The organism is Vibrio sp. J383 (assembly GCF_023503985.1).
GTDB lineage: Bacteria > Pseudomonadota > Gammaproteobacteria > Enterobacterales > Vibrionaceae > Vibrio > Vibrio splendidus.
Genome location: NZ_CP097293.1, coordinates 1,472,140 through 1,495,931, shown reverse-complemented (window position 1 = coordinate 1,495,931; position 23,792 = coordinate 1,472,140). Strand labels below are relative to the sequence as shown.

Sequence of the window (23,792 nt, the reverse complement as noted above, 5' to 3'; positions counted from 1 at the left end):
TATTCTTCTTTATTCTCTTCGTTTGGAAATGACACTACATTAACGATACTTATCTAACACAACGACATTGCTCATATCTAAAGCATTTTCTTCCAGTGCCCACTCTCGCCATTCACGTAGAAACTCATCATTAGGGAAAAAGTGGCTCTTTTTATATTTACTATTGCGAGGGAACTGACTTGCGAAGGTGTTAAAACCGAGTAGGTCGAGATCTTCTAGTAACATGCCATCTTCGTAGCAATGACGCTCAAGGTGCCAGTGCACATCATTGATATGGGTTTGTACACTGCGGTCACTTCGTGGGTGGAACGCACAGTCGTTTACTTCTCTATCATAATGATCAATGCAATTTTCAATCTCCACCATATCGACACCGCTTTCATGGGCGATGCTGTGGAAATAGGCTTTTAGCATTGGGTCAAAAGTATTGAGGAACTGATAGACATCACCTTTTTTACCCGCAAGCACCGTAATACAAACACGAGTGTTGTAGTCCATCGCTATTAGGTACTTTTTGCGCTTGATGGATACACAATGAAGCACCCAGTGCCATTGAAAACCGCCATATTGATTAGTCTCTACACCATCAGGGAAAACAGGACTCTCAATCGATTCGGCAATGGTTTTATGTGGTGCAGACTCAAGGCTCGAGACTTTCTTACCTTGGCGAGTCACTGTAAAAAATTCTGCCGCTGCTTTGGTGCAATTAAATACTAACATTCTGCATTACCGAGTTTTGATGATAGTAATCCTATGTGAGGCAGTGCATCACATAGGATTAGATTGGTGTCTTAGGCCTCTTCGGTTTCAGCAACTTTTACGCGGCGCTTACCCGTCAATAATTGCTGCATCAATGCCTTTTTCTCTTGTTTGATGTGAGATAGTTTTGCTTCCAGAATATCGACTTCCTTATCAACGCAGCTCAATACTGAAGCAATCTTTTTCTGTTCATCTAAAGATGGCAGTGGTACGAAGCATTTAGCTATATGTGATGGCCCAAAGTTCAATTGAGCAGAACCTGTAATCTGCCTTCTTATTTGGTTCTTGAATAAGTCTGACATCATAAAATAACGCATGAATGTCAGACAGGCTCTAGTCTCAGATTTAACTTTAAATCTCATCGTGCTTGTATTCATACATAGAGGTAAATGTGCTTCTTTTATAAATGCAATTTTCTCGTCAAATCGTTCTACAGAAATCCCAGAGCACGCAATTACCAGATCTCCACTATCAGCTAGGAAGTGGCTATATGCCCCATATGCTTCCTCACTTGAGATGTAAGTCGATGTATTCGAGATGTCTATTCGAGATTGCTGGATATTCGTACCATTAAATAGCTTAACACCGTTTTCTGTAAATTGATGTTTCCTTACTCCGGGTCCCTCTTGATACCAGTAATGCTTAGAAATTAGCTCAACTTCCCAATCATCTGGAATATCCCCAATTTTACTTAAAGCAAAGCCCTCTCGAACAGATCTTGAGGCATTACTTTTTACTAAACGCTTCTTACCCGTCAAAAGCTGCTGCATCAGTGCTTTTTTCTGCTGTTTACTGGTGTCAATCAGCTTTTCTGTGGTAGCAATCGCTTTATCCCATGTTGTTAGGATGTTGGCGATTTTACGTTGTTCTGGGAGTGGGGGGAGAGGCAGTTTAACTTTACGCAACTCTTCTAATGAAATCTCTTTAAATGTAGATCCTTTACTTAAAGAGTTAATACGATTCATTATAGGGGTGCAAGCAAGCTTATAATAAACGAACTTCGTATCATTTTTTTCATCCACAGAGATACGAGCAGTTCCTTGAGTTAGGTTTGCTTCTGGCAAGTCTAAAGGCACAATGCTTGTCCTAGCGATGTTTCCTCGCAATGAAAAAACTATATCATTTGGATGCACTGCTGAACGTCTATATTTGTGATGGATCTCCGCCGCTGTTTTTTGAAGCTTTTGTGTATCAATTTCTCCACCAACATCAGCACTTTTTATATATGGAACGCCATCATCGACATGCGGTCCAGCCTGAACGATCCCATAAGAGATTTTTTCTTTGGTTATTTCAGATAGTGAGAGAACTCTCCAACCATTAGGCACCATAACCCAACTCCTCTAGGTAACCTGCCATTTCTGCTTCAAGGTCAGTCAGTTCACTTTGTAGCGCCAAACGTTCACTTCGTACCGCTACTAGATCAATCTCTTCTTCTTCCTCAAAGGTATCGACATAACGAGGAATATTGAGGTTGTAGTCGTTCTCGGCAAGCTCTTCTAGGGTCGCTAGGTATGAGTATTTGTCTGTGGTTTCACGGGCTTTGTAGGTATCAATAATCTTTTGAATGTTCTCTGGCGTAAGTTGGTTTTGGTTCTTACCAGACTTAAACTCACGAGAGGCATCAATAAATAGTACCTTGTTGTCGTCTTTCTGCTTTTTGAACAGTAGAATCGCGGCTGGAATACTAGTACCAAAGAATAATTTTTCAGGGAGACCAATAACAGTATCTAGCAGGTTTTCATCGATGAGTTGCTTACGGATTTTGCCTTCACTTGAAGCGCGGAATAGTACGCCATGAGGTACAACCACCCCCATACGGCCAGTCTGAGGTTTCAAAGTTTCAATCATGTGCGAGATAAACGCGTAATCACCTTTAGTCTTAGGTGGAATACCACGACGGAAGCGGCCAAAGTGATCGTTACCAGCATCTTCAAAGCCCCATTTGTCTAGAGAGAACGGTGGGTTTGCTGTTACTACATCAAAATGCAATAGGCCGCCTTCTTTATCCTGAAGCTTAGGGTTACGAATGGTATCGCCCCATTCAATGCGATGGTTATCTTCACCGTGCAGGAACATGTTCATCTTCGCCAGTGACCAAGTAGAGCCTATCGCTTCTTGACCAAACAGAGCGTACTGCTTAGAGCCTGCAAAGTTGTTTTGAACTTGTTTACCACACTTCATCAATAGTGAGCCTGATCCACACGCAGGATCACAAATGCTGTCGCCTTGTTGTGGCTCTAGAATGATAGATAAAAGGTCAGAAACTTCTGGTGGGGTATAGAACTCACCCGCCGATTTACCGCTACCCGCTGCGAAATGTTTAATCAAGTATTCGTAAGCGTTGCCTATAACATCTAATGTACCAACGCGGCTTGGGCGAAGGTTAAGCGTCTCTTTACCAAAGTCTTCCAGTAGGTGACGCAGGATGTCGTTCTTCTGCTTTTCGTCACCCAGTTTATCGGTGTTGAAGCTGATGTCTTGGAATACGTTCTTTAGCTTAGTACCGTTCGCTTCTTCAATCGCGTGCAGTGCTTGGTCTATACGAGAGCCGTTACCTGCCTCATGGCGAGCTTCATACAGATCCCAGAAAGTTGAACCTGTTGGGATCTTGAAAGACTGAGTTTCCATCATTGCTGCAATCAATTCAGGCTCGTCACCGTACTCTTTCGCCAGATCATCCACTTTGTCTTGATGCACATCAGAAATGTATTTAAGGAACAGCATCGTTAAGATGAAGTCTTTGTAGATGGATGGATCTACGGTGCCACGGAACGTATCGCAAGCTGACCATACGGCTTTGTTGATTTGATCTTGGTTGATTGGGGTATTCATCGTTATTTATTCTCATTAAGTAATTGTTGAAACATGCCTTGAAGCATTGTTTTTCGATTCATTAGCAGTGCTTGGGTTAATGCCTGCTCTTTTTCCCATAATTGATTGAGGTGAAGTATCTTCTTCTGTGTCTCGATAGGTGGGATATTGAGCTTTATCTCATTGCCAATAGATGTTTTAAGCATGACAGCCATAGATGATCCCTGACTGCCCGCACCTTCAGATAATAAAAATTGAATTGAAGGTTGGTTTAATGACCAACACAAGAATTCGGGTAGTACCTCAACCGTTGGTGTAATCACTAAGAACTGACTCGTTACCACCAAAGGTAATGAATCTTCCGCATTATCAACAACACAGGATGCTTGGAAGTAACCGCCCCTCGAACCTCTTGAAGGCAGTATTACAGTTCCAGACTCGACTAACGCTTTATCTTTACCCTGCCAGTCAATAGCTGGCAGTTTGCTTGGATCAAGCAAGAAGGAATTTGAAGTTTCGGCTATCTCACGCACATCTTTAATCTGAGCAATACGAGCACTGCCAGTTTCTGCCTCAACTTCTTCCACCTTTTCTCTAAATGTGTACCCAGTTCGAATATCGGCTACTTCACTGAGTAATCGAAGATTAGTGTTTTGAATCATAAGAACTCTCCGAATCGGCTTCCTTCACTAGAAAACAGGCTTTTTTAGTCGAACCATCACATTTGTAAAACTTTGCATCAGCCCATCCATACCGCTTTGCTTCGTCCAAAAACCACTGCTCCATTGTTACTGTGAGCTTCTTTCGTGTGCCATAGTGATGCTTGTTATAAATATTCATCACACGATCATATTCACAAATAATCGAGTCGTTTTCTTCTGCCGATATTGGGAACTGATATTTCGCACGCTTTTGAGCTTTTCCACTAATAGGAACAACGGTTTCTTGAATGTTTTGAGGGTAACTATCTTCATTCAGAAGTTTTTTCTGAATGAAAGTGGTTGTAATTTCTTGCACACGCGCAGTTATTTGGTAATCTTGATGCATAAATAAATCTCCTATATGTCTAATCGTCGTATTGAGGTTTAGATAAGGTTCAGGTGGCCGCCTGAACCTTGCCAATCACGCTAAATAAATGCAGTAGAGCGTCTACAGATAACGTAATGAAGCCATATTAATATGGAGTCATACCTACGTCAATGATTTATACACTTTTCTTCTACTGTATTTTTATCAGAAAACAAAACTTCTGCCTAAAGCTTGCGGAATCTATCAAGTCAGATTCCGCATTGAGTTATTTCTGCTTAACCCGAGGATAGCGATGTGGGTGGGATGGCTTAGGTAATACGGATTCAAGCCATTCAGGTTCATGATGATATAGCCAGTAAAACGCTGCATTGCAATCTCGCTTTATCTCTTTTCTAATCTTTAACGGGTCATTGTGTCGGTATCGAAGTATCTGAGATTTGTAGCGTCGCCGTTTCGATTCATGCTTACACTGCCGTCTCCACTTAACCAACCCATTTACGCTAGAAATCAACATTTCGACACTTCCTGTTGATACAGATACACATTTGGCGATCACAGAACGATGGAAACCTTTCCATGCAAGAGCAATAACTTGCTCTCTGACGGATGCTTTTAACTTAATAGGCTCAAACAAATCTTCCATATCCGACGAGTAAGCGACTGACTTCACATAAGTTCTACTCTTGCCAGTTTGCTTACTTATTGAAGAAATTGGTAATCCTTCTTTTAACAACGACAAACATTCTTGCTCTACGCTAGAGATACTAACGACACAACCTTCACTGCGTACTTCTGGTGTTGTTTTAGCCCTTACCTTCTGCTTTGATAACCAGTATTCAAATATCAAATACTTAAAAATATGCTGTGAATATTGGTTATACAGCAAATTGGTAATGTACTTATAATCCGATTCGGATGATGGTAGAACGTCTGAAGATAGAAAATGCAATCGGCTTGTAAAAGAATAAAAGTCAGAGAATAACTTTACCCTGCGAATTCGACCACCCTTGGTCACATAGCCAAGATTCGATAATTTGTCTGAGTAACTAGCCGACCTAAATGTAGAAATATTGTTTGATTGTTCTCGAAGTACTTGCCGAGAAAACTGCGCCAAACGAAAGCTTTCATCGCTACTTTCGTGATACTCGGCTTCAAAAGAAGAAGGATACCCAACTGCTAACTTTAATCGTTTAGGAAGGCGAACATGCACTAGTTGCTGCTGATGATCACAACAAGATTCGATAGCAGGTATTTGATGAACTCGATGCCAATAAGCCACTCCAAATTGTCTGATATCTTCTTGAATGCAGACTGGGCACAGTTTGAGAGTTAATTCGCTATGTTCTCTCACGCACGAGAGCTGGCTTAAACGAATCGCCGAATAATTATCCGTTGAGAATATAGCTTCTGATAATTTGGCTTTGTATTGCGGGTAATAATGCATAAACAATGGAGCAAGAGTTTGCCCCATTAGCAGGTCATTCTTGTTCTCATTGTACAGACTTGAAAGCGAACTTAAACCAGCAGTAAGTATTGGGTTAATACTTGCTCTATGGTCTCCGTATACGCTTTTGAGAAATTCAGATATGGGAACCGCACCTACATTGCAATATCTAATCATTCGACTAAACAGTAGCTCATCGGGTAATGCATCAGGTAAACGCATATCACCTCCGATAGGTTCGCCATACAGCTAAATTCTAACTAAACGTCTCCAATGGGTCGTCACACAAAACACCCGAAGCCCTTAGGCTTTCAAGTGGATCACTATCCTGAGAAGCCCTCTGGATCAGATTAGTATCCAATATCCGATCACTCAAACTCTCTGAAAAAATAAGTTCCGTTAGTTCGCCAATGAACTCAGGATGATGTGGACGAGTCAAGTCTCCTGGTATCGTTACCGCTTTAGATTTGGTATTGATGACTTCTTTCGTTGAAACATCTTCACGTCGATGGCTGTTCGGTTCAGTATGACCATCTTTTCGATTTCTTTTTAGGATAGAAATCGCGTGTTTCTTTCTCATTTCTTCTGTGAGATTTTTCGTTGCCCGTATAGCAATACTGGCTCCAAGATCAAGAACCTCTTCAGTAATCCTCTCGTCTGAAGAACCAATAATTGCCTTTTGAGCTGAATAATAAACTCGAACAGCCAAATCCATATTACCAGCAGACAGTGAGTATAGTTTATTGTTCAAACTTGGGGTCAACGGCGTTTCAACATTCGTCCACTGTAAACACCAAAGTTCATCCACGAACAATTCCCACTCTTCATCATTCGTCATTAGTTCTACATCGAAATAGCCACTACTTTCCGCACGTCGCGCTGATTTAAAACTCTTACTGAGAAGTTCATCGAACGGAGGATTTGCACAGAAAAGTATCGGAATACCTAAATTGTTAACTAAGTTATGCAAAAAGCCTAAAAGTCGATCAGCACCGCCTGCTTTAGCAAGGTTTAGGTTTTGCATTTCATCAATAACCAAAATCCCGAGGAAATTTGATTTCATTTTCGATTCAATTTGTTGAAGTAAAAGAGCTATCGTTCCCGCAGGTTTTGTTGGAGGGCGTCCTAGTTTTTGATCTATTTGCTCTAAGATGCGATGGCAGAGTCCCTTCACACTTGAGTCATCGGGACAATCTACTTTAATCCAAACAACTTGCGGAATTGCTAATACTTTATTTTGGTAATATCGGTGTTCGATGACATCTGGAAAGCAGTTGAGTACCTGTTCAAGCATGCAGGTTTTACCTACTCCGCTTTCACCAATTATTGTTATTCCACTGCCTTTAGGTTCAAAAAAGCCTGTTCGGGGTTCAACATCAGGTCGATTATCTAAAGAATAATGTAGATAGTTCATTGTTGTGGGAGATAAAGGATTTTTTGCTGAATATCCCTCTTTGATCGCTATTTCGATGGCCCTAAATACATCAAAATAGAGAGGTAGTGGCTGCCTCAACGCTTTTAATCGGGTGAGATAGTCCAACCTTTCAATTGCCTCTAACTTTGTTTCCTCAACGAACCTCTCAGGATAATTACTCAGCTTAATAACTAACTCATCATCCTCAACCTTAGGTGGCAAAGCTTCAATCAAAGGATTACCACGATGCTCGGGTAATATCGCTTCATGATAAATGGCTTCTTCACATCTCATTATCGTTGGCCCTTTTTCGCTTGAGCATTGAAATTACTTTTTTCTTCTTGTCATCTAGGTGTTCACTGGGTATATCTGATTCCATATCAGGCTTAGCTTGATGAGGTTGAGATTCTCCGTCCTCAATCCTCTGTGCAAGAATAGCTTCCCTTCTCCTTGCTTTCATGCCCTTTGTTCTCTCAGATTTTGAACTCAACGATGGAGCCAATGCCGCTTCTTCTTTTGCAGTTTCGATAACCTGATTTCTTCTCTGGTGACGCTCTATCGATTTCGATGTTGGCTTAGCTTTGTTTTTTTCCAACTTAATCCAATCTTCAAAATACAGGATGTCTGCTTGATGCCTATGAGCAAAATTAGCCGACTCCTTCATCAAGTAACATCGGGTAAAACCACTAACTTCCTCAAGCCTGACAAATATGAAGCTTGAATTATCATGATCAACTAAAGCATCTAGTTGCCATGAACCATTATTTCTCGCGATTACTTTCCAAGTATCAAAATCAGCATGATCTGACTCATAATACATTTGATCGTTCAGCCGAATTCCTTTGCCTGTCATGGTCACTTTTACTGTTGGTAATAGGCGAGAACGAATATGAGCCTCGTCTGCTCGACTTAAAGCATGACGCTGTGCTTTAACATGTAGATTCCAATAGTTTAGAGGGGTTGGAGAAAACCCTGACTCAATAAGTAATGTACTTTGCTTAGCTAAATCTTTAAAAATTGAACTGTTGTGCTCTAAAACTTCATCAATAAGGAGCTTGGTTATTTCTCTGAGCGTAAAAGTAGCATCTAACCTTGGGTCTCTATCACTTCTGATGTAATGCCGTCCTTTCGTAGTCCCTAGCAGCTCATGGACTAGTTTCTCGTTCAAGATATTGAAACGATGTTCGACTATGCCTTTCAATTCCGCCCTGTATGGGGGAGCAATACTCAAGTGGCCAATCAATGGCACAGCGAGACTTTCGGCATCCTGACAAATAAACTCTCCTCGATCACAAAGCAATCGTTGAGGTATGTGGTTACAAGGCCAATCAGCTTCTTCTATTTCAATACCAAATTCTGCGCAATACTCTTTCTTAGAGGTAAAGCTGTTAATTAAAGCCTGCCGACCAGCCCTCCAAGAAGCATATTCCATGGAGACATGCAGCCCGACAATCATTCGACTTTCTTTATCAACTACACAATAAACGGTTGGTCTCCCCAATACATGGTGTCTCTGAAAGTCAGATACGATATGTACATCCAAAACTGTTGCATCCAATTCAAAGCAACTGCCAGGAACTTCTGTATGATCGGTAGCAGAACCTTTTAAACCTCGCTTATTGCGGTCAAAGTCACCCTGATTTGTTTGTTTACGTATTAGAATTTGTGCTGGAACTAGTTTTTTGGCCCAATAAACAAACGCTCGGTAATTAGGTACTAACGCTTCTCGTGACTCAAATCCAGCAGCAATTAGCTCCTCTGCATAATATTCTTTGAGCATTTTGTCATATACACGACTGAACTTAACTTTTTCACCTTTGAGTCCAAACTTCTTCATCGCCTTAAGAAACAAAGTTTTATCGTGCTCAGTAGTATTAACACCTTCAGGAACTTCAATACTTGGACTGGAGAGTTGTATCGGAGAACCACGCTTTGTTACACCAGCTACTCTTGATTTACCTCTACCCCCAGAGTTCTTATAGCTCGGTAAAAGTGCATTTCGCTCTTGACCATATTTCCAATAAAGATTTAGTGCTCGATAGATATTCTGGATATATGTGTTGCGGGCTTTCGCGTGTGTCGAAACAGCTTTACTACGAGGTTGCTCAACCAAATTTAGCAAAAAATATGGATCAGATGCTAATTCACTAATAAGTCGATATTTTTCATCTCTTTTTACAAGATAACTCTCTGAAATATCGTCTTCTGACTGCAATTGATAATACGGAAGCTCATATGAACTCAATTCGGAATTACCCGTTTTAATGGCCTCATTAAAAAAGTCAAAATCAAGCTTAAGTGGTCGTTGCAAAGCCTTTGATTCGAGCAAAGGAAAAAGAATGACGATATGTTCCTTTGTATATAGTTGCAAAACCCTGTAAAGACCATCCTCAAGACCATCTAAGTTATGAACTCGCCAAACACTATTTAATTCAACTTGCATATTGCTGTGATTTCCCATCAATCTTAACTTGAACAATTTCTATCATCCCAGATAGAACTATGGGCCGCGCCAAATCTACAATAACTTCTTTATCAGCTATTAAATACTTTAACAAAATCAATGCATCATCATTCGACATGCCGACTTGATTAGAAAACATGTCACAAACGTCGCTTAATTGCATTGTTCCCACCGTCAACATACGCTTGGCTTCTTCTCTAACTTTATTCGAAGGTGATGAGTAACTCTTACGTTTAGGATCGGTAATCCATTGAATATTCTTTGACTTAATCTGATTCAGTTCTGACAGGCAAAATATGTGAAATGGAATACCTAATAACTCCCACCAAACTCTTTCAATATCGAGCTTTTCTGCCGTCCTTTTATCTGAAAGCTTTTCACTAGGCTTCACAGAAACAGCTTCATACCAAATCCGCTTTCCATCACTACAGGTTAAAAGGAAATCAGTGGTCATGATGATTGGGGCTTTGGTTATTGGGTGCTTAGGATGCTCAACATCAAGCAGCTTAGATATTTTTAATGAGAGAGTGAGAGGAAGCAGAGGAAACTGCTCTCGAATATCGGTAACTGAATCGGAAAACTCAGCTAAATAGAAAAAACATGTCTCTTGCTCAGATAAGGTATGGTGAGTTCGTCCCGATTTTATTCCGTCAATCTTACCGCTGTGACCATGAGACTTAACATCCTGAACTCTTATCCAAGGAGTGTAATTAGCTCCTTCACCTAAGCCATATTTTTGTTTTAAAGCCCGCTTGAAATCAGCGAGCTTTTCAAGTTTTCTTCGTCCAGCCACAACGCATACTCTATCTAATTCGATAAAATATATTATAGCCTAGTGTACAAACTTTATTATTCCAAATAACATGTATGTACAAACTTTTTCAACAGTGTACAAACTTTATTGTTCCAAAACAGTTGATCCGCCATCTTTATCAATCGCGTAAATAAATCAACCAATACCACATGCCAACAAAGATACCGCCGCCGATGATGTTACCGATAGTAACGGGCAGCAAGTTGTTCATCAGAAAGTCCATCATGTTTAGGTCAACATAGTCTGCTGGATTAGCCCCTGTCATTGTCCAGAATTCAGCTGGAGCAAATGTTTTGATACCGATAGCTAAAGGAACTTGGAACATATTCGCAATACAGTGCTCAAAGCCCGATGATACAAACATCGCAACAGGTAAAATCAGTACTGCAATTTTGTCAGTCAGTGTTCGTCCACTAAACGTCATCCATACCGCGATACAAACCAATACGTTACACATGATGCCAAGCGCGATAGCTTGGATAAAACCATGGTGCATTTTGTGCTGAGAGATGGCCATGGCATTCAAACCCACTTGCCCATGGTCGAACATGTACTGTTTAGTCAGAAGCATGCATGCCACTAGCAATAAAGCACCAATAAGGTTACCGATATAAACGGTCGCCCAGTTCTTGACTAGGGTTCCCCAGCTAATCTTGCCACTTGCGCGAGCAACAAGAGTGAGCACCGAACTGGTAAACAGTTCGCCGCCAGTAACAACAACGAGGATTAAGCCCAAGCTAAATGCAAGGCCACCTAAGACGCGAGTAATACCCCAAGGTAAATCACCAGCGCCAGTGGTTACAATTGTGTAGAACACAAACGCAATACCGATATGTATGCCAGCTGAAATCGCTAGGAGAAAAGATTTAGTTGGATCTTTGGTTGCTTTACCTACGCCAATATCTGCAGCGCGCTCAGCCATTTGTGGCGGTAATAATGAGTCAAATTGGTTCAGATTCATGATGATTTACATTTTGAAACATGTTGTCGGGAGCGAGATAATCCTCTCTTTCATTTCTGAATTCAAGAGCTATTTGGGACTCAAAATACCTCCCACAACCTTGTGGAAAGGAAATAGCCCAAGTTATTCAAAATTCATACAACTTTAGTAGTAAAAAGAAAAGTATGCTGAATGAAAGGTTATCAACTTAAAAAATGACACACTTATAAATATCAATAAGTTACGAAAGAAAGCAAAGGAATAACGTACACTATAATGACTCACAGATCGCTGTTGCCTCTAGATTTTGATATAGATCAACAGAACGTAAAAAAGCGCCCTTAGGCGCTTTTAACTGAATCACAAATACAGAAATTAGTGATGCTAAACCGAAGGTTCAATCACTTCTTCTGATGATTGTTCTAAAGCAGAGCCCTCTAGATTCGACTCTGGACTCAAAGGGATTACATCAGAATCACTTTCATTGGCAACTTTACCACCTAGGTTTCTCAAGCTGTCCACTAGCTCTTCTAAACTCTTAATATGCGCATCACTCTTGGTAATCTGCTCATCTAGAAGATTGCTATGCTTAGTCGCCTCAGACAATTGTTGCGCCTGCTTCTGATTATCACTCTCTAGCTTAGCGAGTTGTTCAGTCAAAGTTTCAATTTCTGACTTTAATGACGCTGTCATATCTAAGCTTTTTAACGCTTTCACACTCGCTATAATCTTCTGAGATTGCTGACGCAACCCAACATCTCGGTAATCTTCATCATTAACCACTTGTGAAATGCTCAGCAACTGATTCTCTGCATTCAAAACCGATTGTTCGAACTTGTCGCCTTTTACACTCGCGAGCACTTTTACTTCATGAGCGACACTGCGCACGTGGTTCAACTCAAACTCCGCAGCGTGCACCGCATCTTCAATGATCGACTTTTCACGGGGACTGGCTTTTACTTGGCTTTCTGCCAAAGCAATTTGAGATGCTGCTTTAGCAAACGTCAGTGGAGCAACGTCATCAAAATCTTCATCTTCCAAGAACTCTAACTCATCCTTCAATGGTTCGATGTATTTCTTATGTGCCACTTTAACTTCTAATAAGCGAGCATTATTAAGAAACTCCACCTGTGCTTCTTGAGCGTCTTCAAGCTCATCGACTAGCACATACTCAAACAACTCGCTGTATTCTGAATACAAGCGTTTGTAGCTAGAGGTAAACATGGTATCTGCGCCAAGGAACTTGAGGTAATCCATTTGTACAATCGAATCCGCTAGTACTCGGTCAGCCTTCTTCTTTAGCACTAATATCGAGTCATAATTTGATTTGATCAACGCAATTTTTTCATCAAAAGCTTCAGCGTAAGTCAGGCTCGAAAAAATTGAATAACTCTTGGTGAGCCGAGTTTCGTCTTTCAGTAAATCCGCATAAATGCTTTCAGCGTCGTCCCAAGCGTCTAAGAGTTCATTGTAATTCTCTGGAGCATAGAGAGACAACTGAGCGTGGTCTTCAAGCTTAGCCTCCCATTCGGAGTAGACGCTTTGGACAGACTGAAATGAACGGACCTCGATTGTAGATTCGTTATTGTTGTTTGTGGTTTGGTTCGCGTCTGTCTGCTCTGAAGGTGTACTCTGACACCCTGCGATAGCAAATAGCATACTGATCATTAATGCTACTTTGTTCGCTCTCACTTATGCATATCCTTTTTATACAATATTCGCTCAATGCAAATTATTTCTAGTCACAATATATTACAACCACTTAGCAATAAACATCACTGATGATTTAAGTGGGTGCAAATCACCCAATATAACCAAAATAAACCCATCACTCGATGATTAATCAATCAATTTGGTATCACTTATCAATTCTCTTTATTTGCTATTGCCTGAGCCGTGAATGCGCACTAAGGTGAAGGTAGAGAACGTTATGAATATATAGGTTAATTATGAAGTACAACGCTGAAAACATTGCTGATTTAAACCTCCTTCTTCAATTTGATGTAAGTAGTGCCGCTACTGGAATTAAAGTTCATCAAGAGGCAGCTCAAGAAACTCAAGACGCAGTTAAGCGCCTATTCGAAAAGAACCTTTGTACTCAGCCAGACGGCGGTTACCTAACAGATGAAGGTATACAGATGGCAGAGCGCGCAGACAAACTACTTCGCGTACTAAACTAAAGCTCCATTGTTCTAGTAAAAACTCCACTCGCTTCGGCCGTGGAGTTTTTTCATTTTTGGCCAAAGGTTTGTTAGGCTTAATGTAAATTCGTCATTTGCAGTTGTGAGGAACACATGGCTTCTATATTTATTGTTGGTGCAGGCTGGGTTGGTGTGCCCTTATCTGAACATCTCGTCAAACATGGTAACCAGGTCGTCGTTACGAAGACCACCCAAGCGGGTGCAGATACCATTGGTAACAAGCGTATCCCATGTGAAGTTTTCAGCTTTGACTCATCGGAGCCTGAGCATACTATCGGCCAACTCTATTCACTGTTACTCGAAAATAATGCAGAGATCGTCATTGGTAGCTTCCCTCCCGGCTTTAGAAAAGGTGCGGGACAAGAATATGCTGAATACTGGCAACAGCTAACCAAAGCTTGTCAGAAAGCCAATGTCAAAAAGCTGATCATGGTTAGCTCGACTACGGTCTACCCGACCAAGCCAGGGATCTTATACGAGCAAGATGCCTCATTAGCGATTTCTACGTCGAGTGATGAACAAGCCAACTCATTTTCAGACAATGCTCGAGTCATGCTACAAGCAGAACAGTGCATCATTGATTCCGGTATCGACTACACCATCCTTCGCTTTAGCGGGTTGATTGGCCCAAGCCGTCACCCATCTAGGTTTGCAAGTAAATTGAAGCAGGTCAGCACTCAAGCTCCAGCCAACATGCTTCATCTTGACGACGCGATTGGCGCTGTCAACTTCGCTATCAACCAACTGCACAACGAAGTGGTTAATGTTACGACCCCAAACACGGTGAGTAAGGCGGAGTTTTATGCCGCTGCACTAAAAAGCGCCAATAGCAGTGAGCCACTGCCCCTCGTGGTCGATACACCAGACAAGCTGATCTCTTCGAAAAAGATTCTCGACTTAGGTTACTCGTTTAAATTCGATTCCACGCTGGACGCTCTTTATGACTAATCAATCCATAGCTAACCAAGACATAGCTAAGCAATCTGTAACAAATAACTCAAGGATTAAGCTACATCGTTCGATCGACACCCTTTGGAACTTCATGTCTATGGGCCACAAGGTTACGCCTTCAGATTGCATCTTTGTGCTGTGCAGTAATGATACCCGTGTCGCTGAATACGCTGCCGAGCTCTATCACCAAGGTGTGGCGCCTTATATCGTATTTTCTGGCGGTGTGGGGCGCTTTACAGAAGGGAGCTTTGAGCGTTCAGAAGCCGAAACATTCGCGGCTATTGCACGAGATGCTGGCGTGCCAGACTCTGACATTATCATTGAGAAACACGCAACCAATACTGGGGAGAATGTACGATTCACCCACAAATTGCTTATTGAGCGTGGGCTGTCACCGAAAAGACTGACCTTAGTACAGAAGCCCTTTATGGAGAAACGTACCTACGCCACGTTTAGTAAACAATGGCCTGAAGAGAGTGTAGAAATAACCGTGACTTCACAATGGCAAAATTGGGATGATTACTTTAACGAAGAGTTGCCGTTAGACATGGTGTTGGGCGCATTGATTGCTGATTATGAACGAATCAAATTCTACCCAGCCCAAGGCTTTCAAATTGAGATGCCAATCCCCGATGACGTTGATCATGCCTATCAAGCATTGAAGCAACTCGGCTTCGAATAAATCAAAGGCGTGACTTGGAATAAAGTAAAAACACAGGCTCAATAAACAAAAACGGTGACACTTGGTCACCGTTTTTCGTTTTAGCAAGCTGAACTATGAGATCGGTTTATTTACCTAACGCTTCTTTATAGTGCAGACGGCAAGCAGAAACATACTGATCATTACCGCCAATAGCCACTTGGTCACCTTCAGCAATCGCCACACCGTGCTCGTCGGTACGGATCACCATATTAGCTTTACGGCCACAGTGACAAATGGTTTTAAGCTCAACCAGTTTATCTGCCCAAGATAATAAGTAACGACTACCTTCAAACAGTTCACCCAAGAAATCGGTACGTAAACCATAGCAAAGTACAGGGATATGCAGTTTATCGACCACTTCTGTTAACTGGTACACCTGCTCTTTCGACAAGAACTGACACTCATCAATCAAAACACAATGACGCTTTTCTTCTTCATTGAGTTTTTGGATAGCGTCAAACATATTGGTGTCATTTTTAAAAAGTTGAGCTTCAGATTGCAAACCAATTCGAGAGCTAACTTTACCGATACCATAACGATCATCCAATGCAGCCGTAAAGATCACTGGCGTCATGCCACGCTCTTGGTAGTTGAATGAAGACTGAAGAAGTGTTGTTGATTTACCCGCATTCATTGCCGAGTAATAAAAATACATCTGAGCCACAGAAATATTCCTGTTAATTAAAAGTTGAAGATAAAAAGGTGATATTAGAGAATTTTTGCTAGAAAAAAGGGCTGAAAATCAGCCCTTTTTATAATATTTACTTACGACGCCAAGTCGTACCTTCTGGACCATCTTCCAGAACAATACCCAACTCGTTTAGCTTGTCACGTGCAAGGTCAGCATTCGCCCAATCTTTCGAAGCACGAGAGTCGTTACGCAGTTTGATCAACGCTTCGATTTCAGCGACTTCGTCATCGTTGCCTGCCGCATCACCTTGCAAGAAAGCCTCTGGATCTTGATGAAGAATACCGATGATGTCTGCCAGTTCACGCATCAATGCACCTAGTGCACTTGCTTTTTCTACGCTTTCAGTTTTGATGCGGTTGATTTCACGAGCCATTTCAAACAGTACTGAATAAGCTTCTGGAGTGTTGAAATCATCGTTCATCGCCGTAGAGAAACGAGTCACGTACTCTTCACCACCAGCCGGAGCTGCTGTAACGTCGAGGCCACGAAGTGATGTGTAGAGACGCTCAAGTGATGCACGAGCTTGGGTTAGGTTATCTTCACTGTAGTTCAGTTGGCTACGGTAGTGACCAGACATTAGGAAGTAACGTACTGTTTCTGCATCGTAATGCTGAAGTACGTCACGGATAGTGAAGAAGTTACCCAGTGACTTAGACATTTTTTCTCTGTCTACCATCACCATGCCACTGTGCATCCAAGTATTCACATACTGGGTGCCGTGTGCGCAGCAAGATTGTGCGATTTCGTTCTCGTGGTGCGGGAACTGTAGATCTGAACCGCCACCGTGGATATCGAAGTGATTGCCAAGAATAGAAGAGTTCATTGCTGAACACTCGATGTGCCAACCCGGACGACCTGGACCCCATGGTGATTCCCACGTAGGTTCACCTGGCTTAGACATCTTCCAAAGAACGAAATCTAACGGGCTGCGTTTTGCAGAATCAACATCAACACGAGCACCCGCTTGAAGCTGATCAAGGTCTTGCTTGGAAAGCTTGCCGTATTCGTCAAATTTCTTAACTTCGAACATCACGTCGCCATTGCTTGCAACATAAGCAAAACCACGCTCAATTAACTTTTCAACAAGCTCAACGATTTCAGTGATGAATTCAGTCGCACGAGGCTCAACATCAGGGCGCTTCATGTTCAATGCATCGAAGTCCGCGTGCATTTCCCCGATCAGGCGCTCAGTCAGAGAATCACAAGACTCACCGTTTTCATTAGCGCGCTTGATGATTTTATCATCGATATCAGTGATGTTGCGAACGAAGTTCAAATCGTAACCAAGGTAACGAAGGTAACGAGTTACTACATCGAAAGAAACAAACGTGCGGCCATGACCAATGTGACAGAGATCGTATATGGTTACCCCACAGACATACATGCCGACTTTGCCAGCTGTAATTGGTTTGAATTCCTCTTTCTGTCTTGTGAGTGTGTTATAAATTTTCAGCATGATCTCTATCTATATTTGTGTATTAATCAAAATAAGAGGTCAAGTATATCAATTCATGCGTTATTAGGTAATCCCCCAAAGCAGTAATTACCTCAAACAACCAAGTTAAGTTAATGATTTGGTGATTTGAAAGTCCGCCAACATGCGCTAGAATTCGAACTTCATATTAAAAAGACAGTAAGGTAACAATCATGATCATCCTTCACACAAATTTTGGTGACATCAAAGTTCAACTTAACGAAGAAAAAGCACCAGAAACAAGCGCAAACTTCCTACAGTATTGCCGTGACGGTTTTTACGACAACACGCTATTCCACCGTGTTATCGATGGTTTCATGGTTCAAGGCGGCGGCATGACTTCTGGCCTTAAAGAAAAAACAACTCGTGCAACTATCAAGAACGAAGCAAACAACGGCCTAGCGAACAAAGTTGGTACGCTAGCAATGGCTCGTACTATGGAACCGCATTCAGCGAGCTCTCAGTTCTTCATCAACGTTAACGATAACTCTTTCCTAAACTTCCGTAGCGAAAGCCTAGACGGTTGGGGCTACTGTGTATTCGCAGAAGTTGTTGAAGGCATGGACATCGTAAACAAGATCAAAGGTGTTAGCACTGGTTCTATGGGTATGCACCAAGATGTACCTCTAGAAGAAGTGATCATCACTGGTACTACAATCGAAGCTTAATTCATCGCTTTTGGTTAGGGCGTATTGACCTTTTGAGCTGATTTTTGCAGCGAGTTGCTGGGGATTTATACAAGGCAGAGGCTTTGATGTGTAGCTAGCCTACATGAGAAGCCGATAACGTAGTAGAAATGACCAGCAAACGCTGCCCAAAGGGTTCGGCTAAAAGCGTTCTACTCTTTGTTGAGGGAAATTTGCTTAGAATGACTAGGCTTCCTATCCCTCGCCTCGATTAAAACGCTTTTATCTCGAACAAAATTTAACCGCCAAAGGTCAGCACGCCCTAGTATTAATAATTGATGAGCCGATAAAATCAGGATATAGGGAGCGAATCGCTCCCTTTTTTTAGACCTATGAAAACATATTTTATATCAGACCTGCACCTTACTCCGTCACGACAAGATATCACTGACTGCTTCTTAACCTTTATGAAGAAAGAAGCCGTAGAAGCGGATGCACTTTACGTGTTAGGCGACCTTTTCGAGTTCTGGATTGGTGACGACGATAAGAGTGAGTTCGCGACTTCTATCCGCCAAGCGTTTGTCGACTTAGTGAAAACGGGCGTACCTTGCTACTTCACACAAGGTAACCGTGACTTTTTAGTTGGTAAAAAATTTGCTAAGCAAACGGGTGTGCAACTTCTAGATGAAGTATCAACGATCGATATCTACGGGCAAAAAGCGGTGGTGTTGCATGGTGATACCCTGTGTACCGAAGATGTAAAATACCTCGCCTTCCGCGAAAAAGTGCATCAACCATGGCTGCAATGGGTCTTCAACAGAATTCCATTTTTCATCAAGAAGAAAATTGTCTCGAAGGTTCAATCTGACATCAAAGATGACAAGCAGACCAAATCTCTCGACATCATGGATGTGACACAACAAGAAGTGGAAGATGTGATGGAAAGAAACAGCGTCGATCTTATGATCCACGGCCATACTCATCGCCCTGACATCCACACTTTTAAAGTCAACGATTGCACTAAAACTCGTATCGTATTGGGTGATTGGTATACGCAAGGTTCAGTGCTAGTGTTCACTCCGCAAAGTTTTGAACTACAGAATCGAGAGTTTAGCAACCGCTTTTAACATCACTCTTAAACTTTCACTTTGATTATTATTATCGGTCAGACTTTCATAGAAAGTGTATGGTAATTTCTACTGAATTAGCTATTATCTCTCTACCAGAAATAAACCGAACACAGTACCAAGTTGAAATATTCATACGTAGCGCGTCAACCAATACTCGATACAGACAAGAAAACCATAGGTTACGAGTTGCTATTCAGGGATGGTCCTAAGAACACTTTCCCTGAAGTAGAGCCGGAGCTCGCTACTAGCCGTTTGCTTTCCGATCACTTTTTATCAACTCACTATAATACGTTGGGTGATAAACTGGGGTTCGTGAACTTCCCTTATGCAAGCCTAATCAACTTAGTCCCGACTCTGTTTCCCAAAGAAAGCCTCGTTGTTGAGGTTCTTGAAGACTGCGAACCAACAGACGAACTACTTGAAGCAATAAAAGCTATCTATGACGCGGGTTACACCATCGCGTTAGACGACTTTGTACCAAGCAAAGCATGGAAGCGCTTTTTACCGTACGTTTCAATTATCAAGTTTGATATCCGTTTGATCTCAATCGCGAAAGCTTCGATGTTCATGAACTCTCTCAAAGGGTTGGATATTAAGTTCCTCGCAGAAAAGGTCGAGACTTACGATGAATATCAAGAAGCAAATCGAGCAGGCTTCACTTACTTTCAAGGTTACTTCTTTAGCAAGCCAGAGATGATCCAAACGCGTGCTCTCAACCCTGCGTTTTTGACGATTGTTCAGCTGTTAAAAGAGATTGCACACGACCCTATCGACTTTGGCGAAGTAGAACGTTTAATTACGCTAGATGTCACGCTGTCTTACAAGTTACTTGCCTACGTGAACTCCGCAGGCGGCTCAGCAACGACCATTCGTTCATTCCGCCAAGCACTTATTTTCCTTGGCGAGCAAAAGCTGCGTAAGTTCGTTTCACTGGTAGCGATTGCCTCAGCGAAAGAAGATAAGCCGGATTCACTCTATGGTTTAGCCGTGTTACGAGCACGTGAGTGTGAACTCTTAGTAGAAAAAATGAACGTAAAGGTAGAACCCGGACAAGCCTTTTTGACCGGTATGTTCTCTCTACTTGATTCACTGTTTGACCAACCATTACAGCAAGTCTTGGACTCAGTACCAATCGATGAAGAGATCAAGCAAGCTTTGATTCAACGAAAAGGCGTGCTGGGCGCAATTTTGGCGATGGTTATCGCTTATGAGCAAGCTCGATGGGACGAAGCAACGCGCATTCGTAAACTTCTCAAGCTAAGTGAAGCGGAACTCGGTCAAGCTTATGATGAAGCGACTACTTGGGCTCAAGAGCTGTTATCACCTTCGTTGAAATAGTTCACTTCACATTGCTGCTTCAATAGAAACTAAGCTTTGGTGAGCGATCGTTTCTTGGTAAACTCCAACGCATTCATATATGGCCTCTTAATAGAGGCCATTTTTACAGGATCTAACTATGTCTTTATGCCCATGCGGTAGCAAAAATACTTACCAACAATGTTGCGAATCAGCACACCTTAACCACAATGCAGTTGAAGCACCCGAGCAATTAATGCGCTCTCGTTATTCTGCACATGTACTTGGTTTGGTTGATTATGTGGTTGCTACTTACCACCCGACTTGTAATGCAGAAGCGCAGAGAGAAGGTATTGCTGAATCCATAGATAGTGATTGGGCGGGTTTAGAAGTCATCGATACTGCCGCAGGTTCACATGAGAATGAAGGCTTTGTTGAGTTTAAAGCTTACTTCAACGACGGGGCTGAGCAGTTCTGTATGCAAGAACGTTCTCGCTTTGTTCGTGAAGACGGTATTTGGTATTACATTGATGGCACCTTCCCTGAGCAAGAAGAACGATCAGAGCCAGAGATTGACCCGCGTCTAAACCAAACGGTTGAAAGTTTTAAAATCGGCCGTAATGACCCATGTATCTGTGGTAGCGGAAAGAAATATAAGAAGTGCTGCGGGTAAGTCAAAAAATTAGAATGTTTGATTAAGTAAAGAGATTCCTGATGTCGCTTAGGCTCCTCGGAATGACGCAAAGTCAGAGTTTAGAAAAGTGACGTAGGGCTTTGAAATCTTGAAATCTTGAAATCTTGAAAATTAAAAAGCTAAAAAGCTAAAAAGCCCCGTAAACATATTTGTTTACGGGGCTTTAATCTGTCTTTTACGTGGTTTTATTAATCCAAAAAGAGCTTACTTATGGCGCTCTTTTAATTTGTTCACCACATCGTTCATCGATAAGCCTTGGTCTTGTAAAAGAACCATCAAGTGATAAATCAAGTCTGCTGATTCACACACTAGTTCCGCTTTATCGCCCGACGTCGCCGCAAGCGCGACTTCAACGCCTTCTTCGCCCACTTTTTGCGAAATACGCTTGGTGCCACGGGCATATAAACTGGCAGTATAAGAAGACTCAGGGTCTGCGTCCTTGCGGGCAGCCAGTAGCTGCTCAAGCTGATGAAGCCACACCATCTGTGTTTCTTCTTGCTTATCGCCATCCCAACACGTTGTGGTACCAGTATGGCACGTTGGGCCAATGGGATTAACCTTAACCAGCAAGGTGTCGCTGTCACAATCCAATGACATGTTTTGCAGTTGCAATACGTTACCCGACGTTTCACCTTTGGTCCAAAGGCGCTCTTTAGTACGAGAGAAAAACGTCACTTGGCCAGTTTCACCTGTTTTCTCGAGCGCTGCTGGGTTCATGTATCCCATCATCAGCACCTGGCTCGATTGGTAATCTTGAACAATAGCCGGCACTAAGCCATCTACTTTTTCCCAGTTAATACGCTCTGATAATGCGCCTACTTCAGCTTTTGATAAGCTTGCGGTTTCAAAACTCATAGTCGCACCTCTACATCTTGTTGTTTTAAATACTGTTTAAGTTCACCAATATTGATGACTTGCTTGTGGAATACCGAAGCTGCTAACGCTCCGTCCACGTTGGTCTTCTTATAGGCTTCAGCAAAGTGCTCCATCGCACCAGCGCCACCTGATGCAATCAGGGGTACATTACACACTGAACGTACCATGTTTAACTGGTCGATATCATAGCCGTTGCGAACGCCATCTTGGTTCATCATGTTTAACACAATCTCACCTGCACCACGTTTCTGTACTTCCTGCACCCAATCTTTGGTTTCCCATTTGGTTGCTTTGGTACGCGCTTCATCGCCAGTGAATTGGTAAACCTGATATTTACCCGTTTCTTTATCGAAGTATGAATCGATGCCAACAACAATACACTGCACGCCAAATTTATCAGCAAGGTCAGTAATCAGTTGCGGGTTAGCCAATGCCGGTGAGTTGATGGATACTTTATCGGCACCAAACTCAAGAATGCGCGCTGCATCTTCCGCGGACTTAATACCACCAGCCACACAGAAAGGAATATCAATCACTTCTGCTACGCGTTTCACCCAGCTTTTATCGACCACACGGCCATCACTTGATGCGGTAATATCGTAAAATACTAATTCATCAGCGCCCTCTTCTGCGTAGCGTTGTGCTAGCGGAACGATGTCACCAATAATTTCGTGATTACGGAATTGAACGCCCTTAACCACTTGCCCATCACGGACATCCAAACAAGGGATTATTCGCTTTGCCAACATGCAAATGCCTCCTCTGCAGTGAACTTGCCATCAAGCAGTGCGCGACCAACAATCACACCCGCAACGCCGCTGCCTTTTAGTGCTTCGATATCAGCTAGGCTGCCAATGCCACCCGATGATTGGAATTGCACTTGTGGGTACTGCTTACAAAGATCAACATAAAGCTCTACGTTTGACCCTTCTAGCGTGCCATCACGTGAAATATCTGTACACAGAACGTGTTTAAGGCCAACCGTGAGGTAATCTTCAATCAGCGCTTCAATGGTCACGCCTGAATCTTCTTGCCAACCTGAAATAGCCACTTTACGTGTGCCGCTTTCGTCAATGTTAATGTCCAAAGCCAGCACGATTTTTTCCGCGCCGTACTTCTCCATCCAACCTTTCACCAACTCAGGTTGCTTTACTGCTGTAGAACCAACCACAACGCGCTGTGCGCCAGCTTCTAGTAGATCAACAACATCTTGTTCATTACGAACGCCACCACCAATCTGGATGTTCGCAGGCGTGCTAGCTAGTAGCTTAGCAATCAAGTCTAACTGACGAGCCGTTGTGTCTTTTGCGCCCGTTAAGTCAACAAGGTGCAGCCAACCAGCGCCAGCTTGGTGATACAGGTTGAACTGCTCTGCTGGATCGACTTTGTATTCTGTTACTTGCCCGTAGTCCCCTTGAAATAAGCGAACAACTTGGCCTTCAATTAAATCTAACGCGGGAATAATCATTTAC

The 23,792-nt window shown here is 42.3% G+C and carries 23 protein-coding genes; 7 read left to right on the top strand and 16 right to left on the bottom strand.

What is annotated here, in order from left to right:
• Window positions 1-39: 39 nt before the first annotated feature.
• From M4S28_RS06795 to M4S28_RS06745, 11 genes are all read right to left on the bottom strand, one after another.
• Window positions 40-720, bottom strand: a complete 681-nt coding sequence (locus M4S28_RS06795; protein WP_249632185.1) for a DUF6933 domain-containing protein — start codon at window positions 718-720, stop codon at window positions 40-42.
• 71 nt (window positions 721-791) lie between these two features.
• Window positions 792-2,090 (bottom strand): restriction endonuclease subunit S, encoded by a 1,299-nt coding sequence (locus M4S28_RS06790; protein ID WP_249632184.1) that lies wholly within the window; start codon window positions 2,088-2,090, stop codon window positions 792-794.
• Window positions 2,080-3,594: a type I restriction-modification system subunit M gene (locus M4S28_RS06785; protein WP_249632183.1), complete on the bottom strand. Its 1,515-nt coding sequence runs from the start codon at window positions 3,592-3,594 to the stop codon at window positions 2,080-2,082. Before M4S28_RS06785 ends, M4S28_RS06790 begins: the two co-directional genes overlap by 11 nt.
• A 2-nt stretch (window positions 3,595-3,596) precedes the next feature.
• Window positions 3,597-4,235, bottom strand: a complete 639-nt coding sequence (locus tag M4S28_RS06780) for a restriction endonuclease subunit S (protein WP_102548332.1) — start codon at window positions 4,233-4,235, stop codon at window positions 3,597-3,599.
• A complete protein-coding gene (locus M4S28_RS06775) occupies window positions 4,219-4,620 on the bottom strand; it encodes a hypothetical protein (protein WP_017089035.1) in 402 nt (133 codons plus the stop codon). Before M4S28_RS06775 ends, M4S28_RS06780 begins: the two co-directional genes overlap by 17 nt.
• Window positions 4,621-4,867: 247 nt before the next feature.
• Window positions 4,868-6,268: a TnsD family Tn7-like transposition protein gene (locus tag M4S28_RS06770; protein ID WP_249632182.1), complete on the bottom strand. Its 1,401-nt coding sequence runs from the start codon at window positions 6,266-6,268 to the stop codon at window positions 4,868-4,870.
• A 34-nt stretch (window positions 6,269-6,302) separates the two neighbouring features.
• A complete protein-coding gene (locus tag M4S28_RS06765; RefSeq protein ID WP_249632181.1) occupies window positions 6,303-7,754 on the bottom strand; it encodes an ATP-binding protein in 1,452 nt (483 codons plus the stop codon).
• The gene (locus M4S28_RS06760) at window positions 7,744-9,903 is read right to left on the bottom strand and encodes a TnsB C-terminal domain-containing protein (RefSeq protein WP_249632180.1); all 2,160 of its coding nucleotides are present in this window, start codon (window positions 9,901-9,903) and stop codon (window positions 7,744-7,746) included. The genes M4S28_RS06765 and M4S28_RS06760 overlap by 11 nt, the downstream gene beginning before the upstream one ends.
• Entirely contained in the window at window positions 9,893-10,717 is an 825-nt protein-coding gene (locus tag M4S28_RS06755; RefSeq protein ID WP_249632179.1) for a TnsA endonuclease N-terminal domain-containing protein, read from the bottom strand. Before M4S28_RS06755 ends, M4S28_RS06760 begins: the two co-directional genes overlap by 11 nt.
• Window positions 10,718-10,856: 139 nt before the next feature.
• Window positions 10,857-11,699: a formate transporter FocA gene (focA, locus tag M4S28_RS06750; RefSeq protein ID WP_004734589.1), complete on the bottom strand. Its 843-nt coding sequence runs from the start codon at window positions 11,697-11,699 to the stop codon at window positions 10,857-10,859.
• Window positions 11,700-12,062: 363 nt separating this feature from the next.
• Window positions 12,063-13,370, bottom strand: a complete 1,308-nt coding sequence (locus M4S28_RS06745) for a hypothetical protein (RefSeq protein ID WP_017078991.1) — start codon at window positions 13,368-13,370, stop codon at window positions 12,063-12,065.
• A gap of 257 nt (window positions 13,371-13,627) precedes the next feature.
• On the opposite strand from M4S28_RS06745, the gene M4S28_RS06740 reads away from it, so the two are divergent.
• The 3 genes from M4S28_RS06740 (at window position 13,628) to M4S28_RS06730 (ending at window position 15,512) form a co-directional block, all read left to right on the top strand.
• Window positions 13,628-13,858, top strand: coding sequence for a TIGR02647 family protein (locus tag M4S28_RS06740; RefSeq protein WP_004734587.1), 231 nt, complete (start codon window positions 13,628-13,630; stop codon window positions 13,856-13,858).
• Between the two features lie 114 nt (window positions 13,859-13,972).
• Window positions 13,973-14,827, top strand: a complete 855-nt coding sequence (locus tag M4S28_RS06735; RefSeq protein WP_108176411.1) for an NAD(P)H-binding protein — start codon at window positions 13,973-13,975, stop codon at window positions 14,825-14,827.
• Window positions 14,820-15,512, top strand: coding sequence for a YdcF family protein (locus M4S28_RS06730; protein WP_102250128.1), 693 nt, complete (start codon window positions 14,820-14,822; stop codon window positions 15,510-15,512). The genes M4S28_RS06735 and M4S28_RS06730 overlap by 8 nt, the downstream gene beginning before the upstream one ends.
• Window positions 15,513-15,618: 106 nt before the next feature.
• Here the strand turns inward: M4S28_RS06730 and M4S28_RS06725 are convergent, their stop codons facing one another.
• Both M4S28_RS06725 and cysS read right to left on the bottom strand, forming a co-directional pair.
• Window positions 15,619-16,197 carry a thymidine kinase gene (locus M4S28_RS06725; protein WP_004734584.1) on the bottom strand — a complete coding sequence of 193 codons (579 nt, stop codon included), beginning with the start codon at window positions 16,195-16,197 and terminating at the stop codon, window positions 15,619-15,621.
• 97 nt (window positions 16,198-16,294) lie between these two features.
• Complete coding sequence (cysS, locus tag M4S28_RS06720; protein WP_017078988.1) at window positions 16,295-17,680, bottom strand: cysteine--tRNA ligase; 1,386 nt, start codon at window positions 17,678-17,680, stop codon at window positions 16,295-16,297.
• 191 nt (window positions 17,681-17,871) lie between these two features.
• On the opposite strand from cysS, the gene M4S28_RS06715 reads away from it, so the two are divergent.
• From M4S28_RS06715 to M4S28_RS06700, 4 genes are all read left to right on the top strand, one after another.
• Complete coding sequence (locus M4S28_RS06715) at window positions 17,872-18,366, top strand: peptidylprolyl isomerase (protein ID WP_004734582.1); 495 nt, start codon at window positions 17,872-17,874, stop codon at window positions 18,364-18,366.
• A gap of 350 nt (window positions 18,367-18,716) precedes the next feature.
• Window positions 18,717-19,451: a UDP-2,3-diacylglucosamine diphosphatase gene (gene lpxH, locus M4S28_RS06710; RefSeq protein ID WP_249632550.1), complete on the top strand. Its 735-nt coding sequence runs from the start codon at window positions 18,717-18,719 to the stop codon at window positions 19,449-19,451.
• 123 nt (window positions 19,452-19,574) lie between these two features.
• A complete protein-coding gene (locus M4S28_RS06705; RefSeq protein WP_017093549.1) occupies window positions 19,575-20,792 on the top strand; it encodes an EAL and HDOD domain-containing protein in 1,218 nt (405 codons plus the stop codon).
• A gap of 118 nt (window positions 20,793-20,910) precedes the next feature.
• Window positions 20,911-21,423 (top strand): YchJ family protein, encoded by a 513-nt coding sequence (locus M4S28_RS06700; RefSeq protein ID WP_249632549.1) that lies wholly within the window; start codon window positions 20,911-20,913, stop codon window positions 21,421-21,423.
• A gap of 225 nt (window positions 21,424-21,648) precedes the next feature.
• On the opposite strand, the gene hisIE is transcribed toward M4S28_RS06700, so the two are convergent.
• The 3 genes from hisIE to hisA are packed head-to-tail and all read right to left on the bottom strand — an operon-like array spanning window position 21,649 to window position 23,788.
• On the bottom strand, window positions 21,649-22,299 hold the full coding sequence (hisIE, locus tag M4S28_RS06695; RefSeq protein WP_249632548.1) for a bifunctional phosphoribosyl-AMP cyclohydrolase/phosphoribosyl-ATP diphosphatase HisIE: 651 nt from the start codon (window positions 22,297-22,299) through the stop codon (window positions 21,649-21,651).
• Window positions 22,296-23,069 (bottom strand): imidazole glycerol phosphate synthase subunit HisF, encoded by a 774-nt coding sequence (gene hisF, locus M4S28_RS06690; protein WP_004734577.1) that lies wholly within the window; start codon window positions 23,067-23,069, stop codon window positions 22,296-22,298. The genes hisIE and hisF overlap by 4 nt, the downstream gene beginning before the upstream one ends.
• Window positions 23,051-23,788: a 1-(5-phosphoribosyl)-5-[(5-phosphoribosylamino)methylideneamino]imidazole-4-carboxamide isomerase gene (gene hisA / locus M4S28_RS06685; protein WP_012604374.1), complete on the bottom strand. Its 738-nt coding sequence runs from the start codon at window positions 23,786-23,788 to the stop codon at window positions 23,051-23,053. Before hisA ends, hisF begins: the two co-directional genes overlap by 19 nt.
• Window positions 23,789-23,792: the final 4 nt, after the last annotated feature.

Coding starts and splice junctions, on each gene's coding strand:
- M4S28_RS06795 (WP_249632185.1), bottom strand. CDS start 720: ATGTTAGTATTTAATTGCACCAAAGCAGCGGCAGAATTTTTTACAGTG.
- M4S28_RS06790 (WP_249632184.1), bottom strand. CDS start 2,090: ATGGTGCCTAATGGTTGGAGAGTTCTCTCACTATCTGAAATAACCAAA.
- M4S28_RS06785 (WP_249632183.1), bottom strand. CDS start 3,594: ATGAATACCCCAATCAACCAAGATCAAATCAACAAAGCCGTATGGTCA.
- M4S28_RS06780 (WP_102548332.1), bottom strand. CDS start 4,235: ATGATTCAAAACACTAATCTTCGATTACTCAGTGAAGTAGCCGATATT.
- M4S28_RS06775 (WP_017089035.1), bottom strand. CDS start 4,620: ATGCATCAAGATTACCAAATAACTGCGCGTGTGCAAGAAATTACAACC.
- M4S28_RS06770 (WP_249632182.1), bottom strand. CDS start 6,268: ATGCGTTTACCTGATGCATTACCCGATGAGCTACTGTTTAGTCGAATG.
- M4S28_RS06765 (WP_249632181.1), bottom strand. CDS start 7,754: ATGAGATGTGAAGAAGCCATTTATCATGAAGCGATATTACCCGAGCAT.
- M4S28_RS06760 (WP_249632180.1), bottom strand. CDS start 9,903: ATGCAAGTTGAATTAAATAGTGTTTGGCGAGTTCATAACTTAGATGGT.
- focA (WP_004734589.1), bottom strand. CDS start 11,699: ATGAATCTGAACCAATTTGACTCATTATTACCGCCACAAATGGCTGAG.
- M4S28_RS06740 (WP_004734587.1), top strand. CDS start 13,628: ATGAAGTACAACGCTGAAAACATTGCTGATTTAAACCTCCTTCTTCAA.
- M4S28_RS06735 (WP_108176411.1), top strand. CDS start 13,973: ATGGCTTCTATATTTATTGTTGGTGCAGGCTGGGTTGGTGTGCCCTTA.
- M4S28_RS06730 (WP_102250128.1), top strand. CDS start 14,820: ATGACTAATCAATCCATAGCTAACCAAGACATAGCTAAGCAATCTGTA.
- cysS (WP_017078988.1), bottom strand. CDS start 17,680: ATGCTGAAAATTTATAACACACTCACAAGACAGAAAGAGGAATTCAAA.
- M4S28_RS06715 (WP_004734582.1), top strand. CDS start 17,872: ATGATCATCCTTCACACAAATTTTGGTGACATCAAAGTTCAACTTAAC.
- lpxH (WP_249632550.1), top strand. CDS start 18,717: ATGAAAACATATTTTATATCAGACCTGCACCTTACTCCGTCACGACAA.
- M4S28_RS06700 (WP_249632549.1), top strand. CDS start 20,911: ATGTCTTTATGCCCATGCGGTAGCAAAAATACTTACCAACAATGTTGC.
- hisIE (WP_249632548.1), bottom strand. CDS start 22,299: ATGAGTTTTGAAACCGCAAGCTTATCAAAAGCTGAAGTAGGCGCATTA.
- hisF (WP_004734577.1), bottom strand. CDS start 23,069: ATGTTGGCAAAGCGAATAATCCCTTGTTTGGATGTCCGTGATGGGCAA.
- hisA (WP_012604374.1), bottom strand. CDS start 23,788: ATGATTATTCCCGCGTTAGATTTAATTGAAGGCCAAGTTGTTCGCTTA.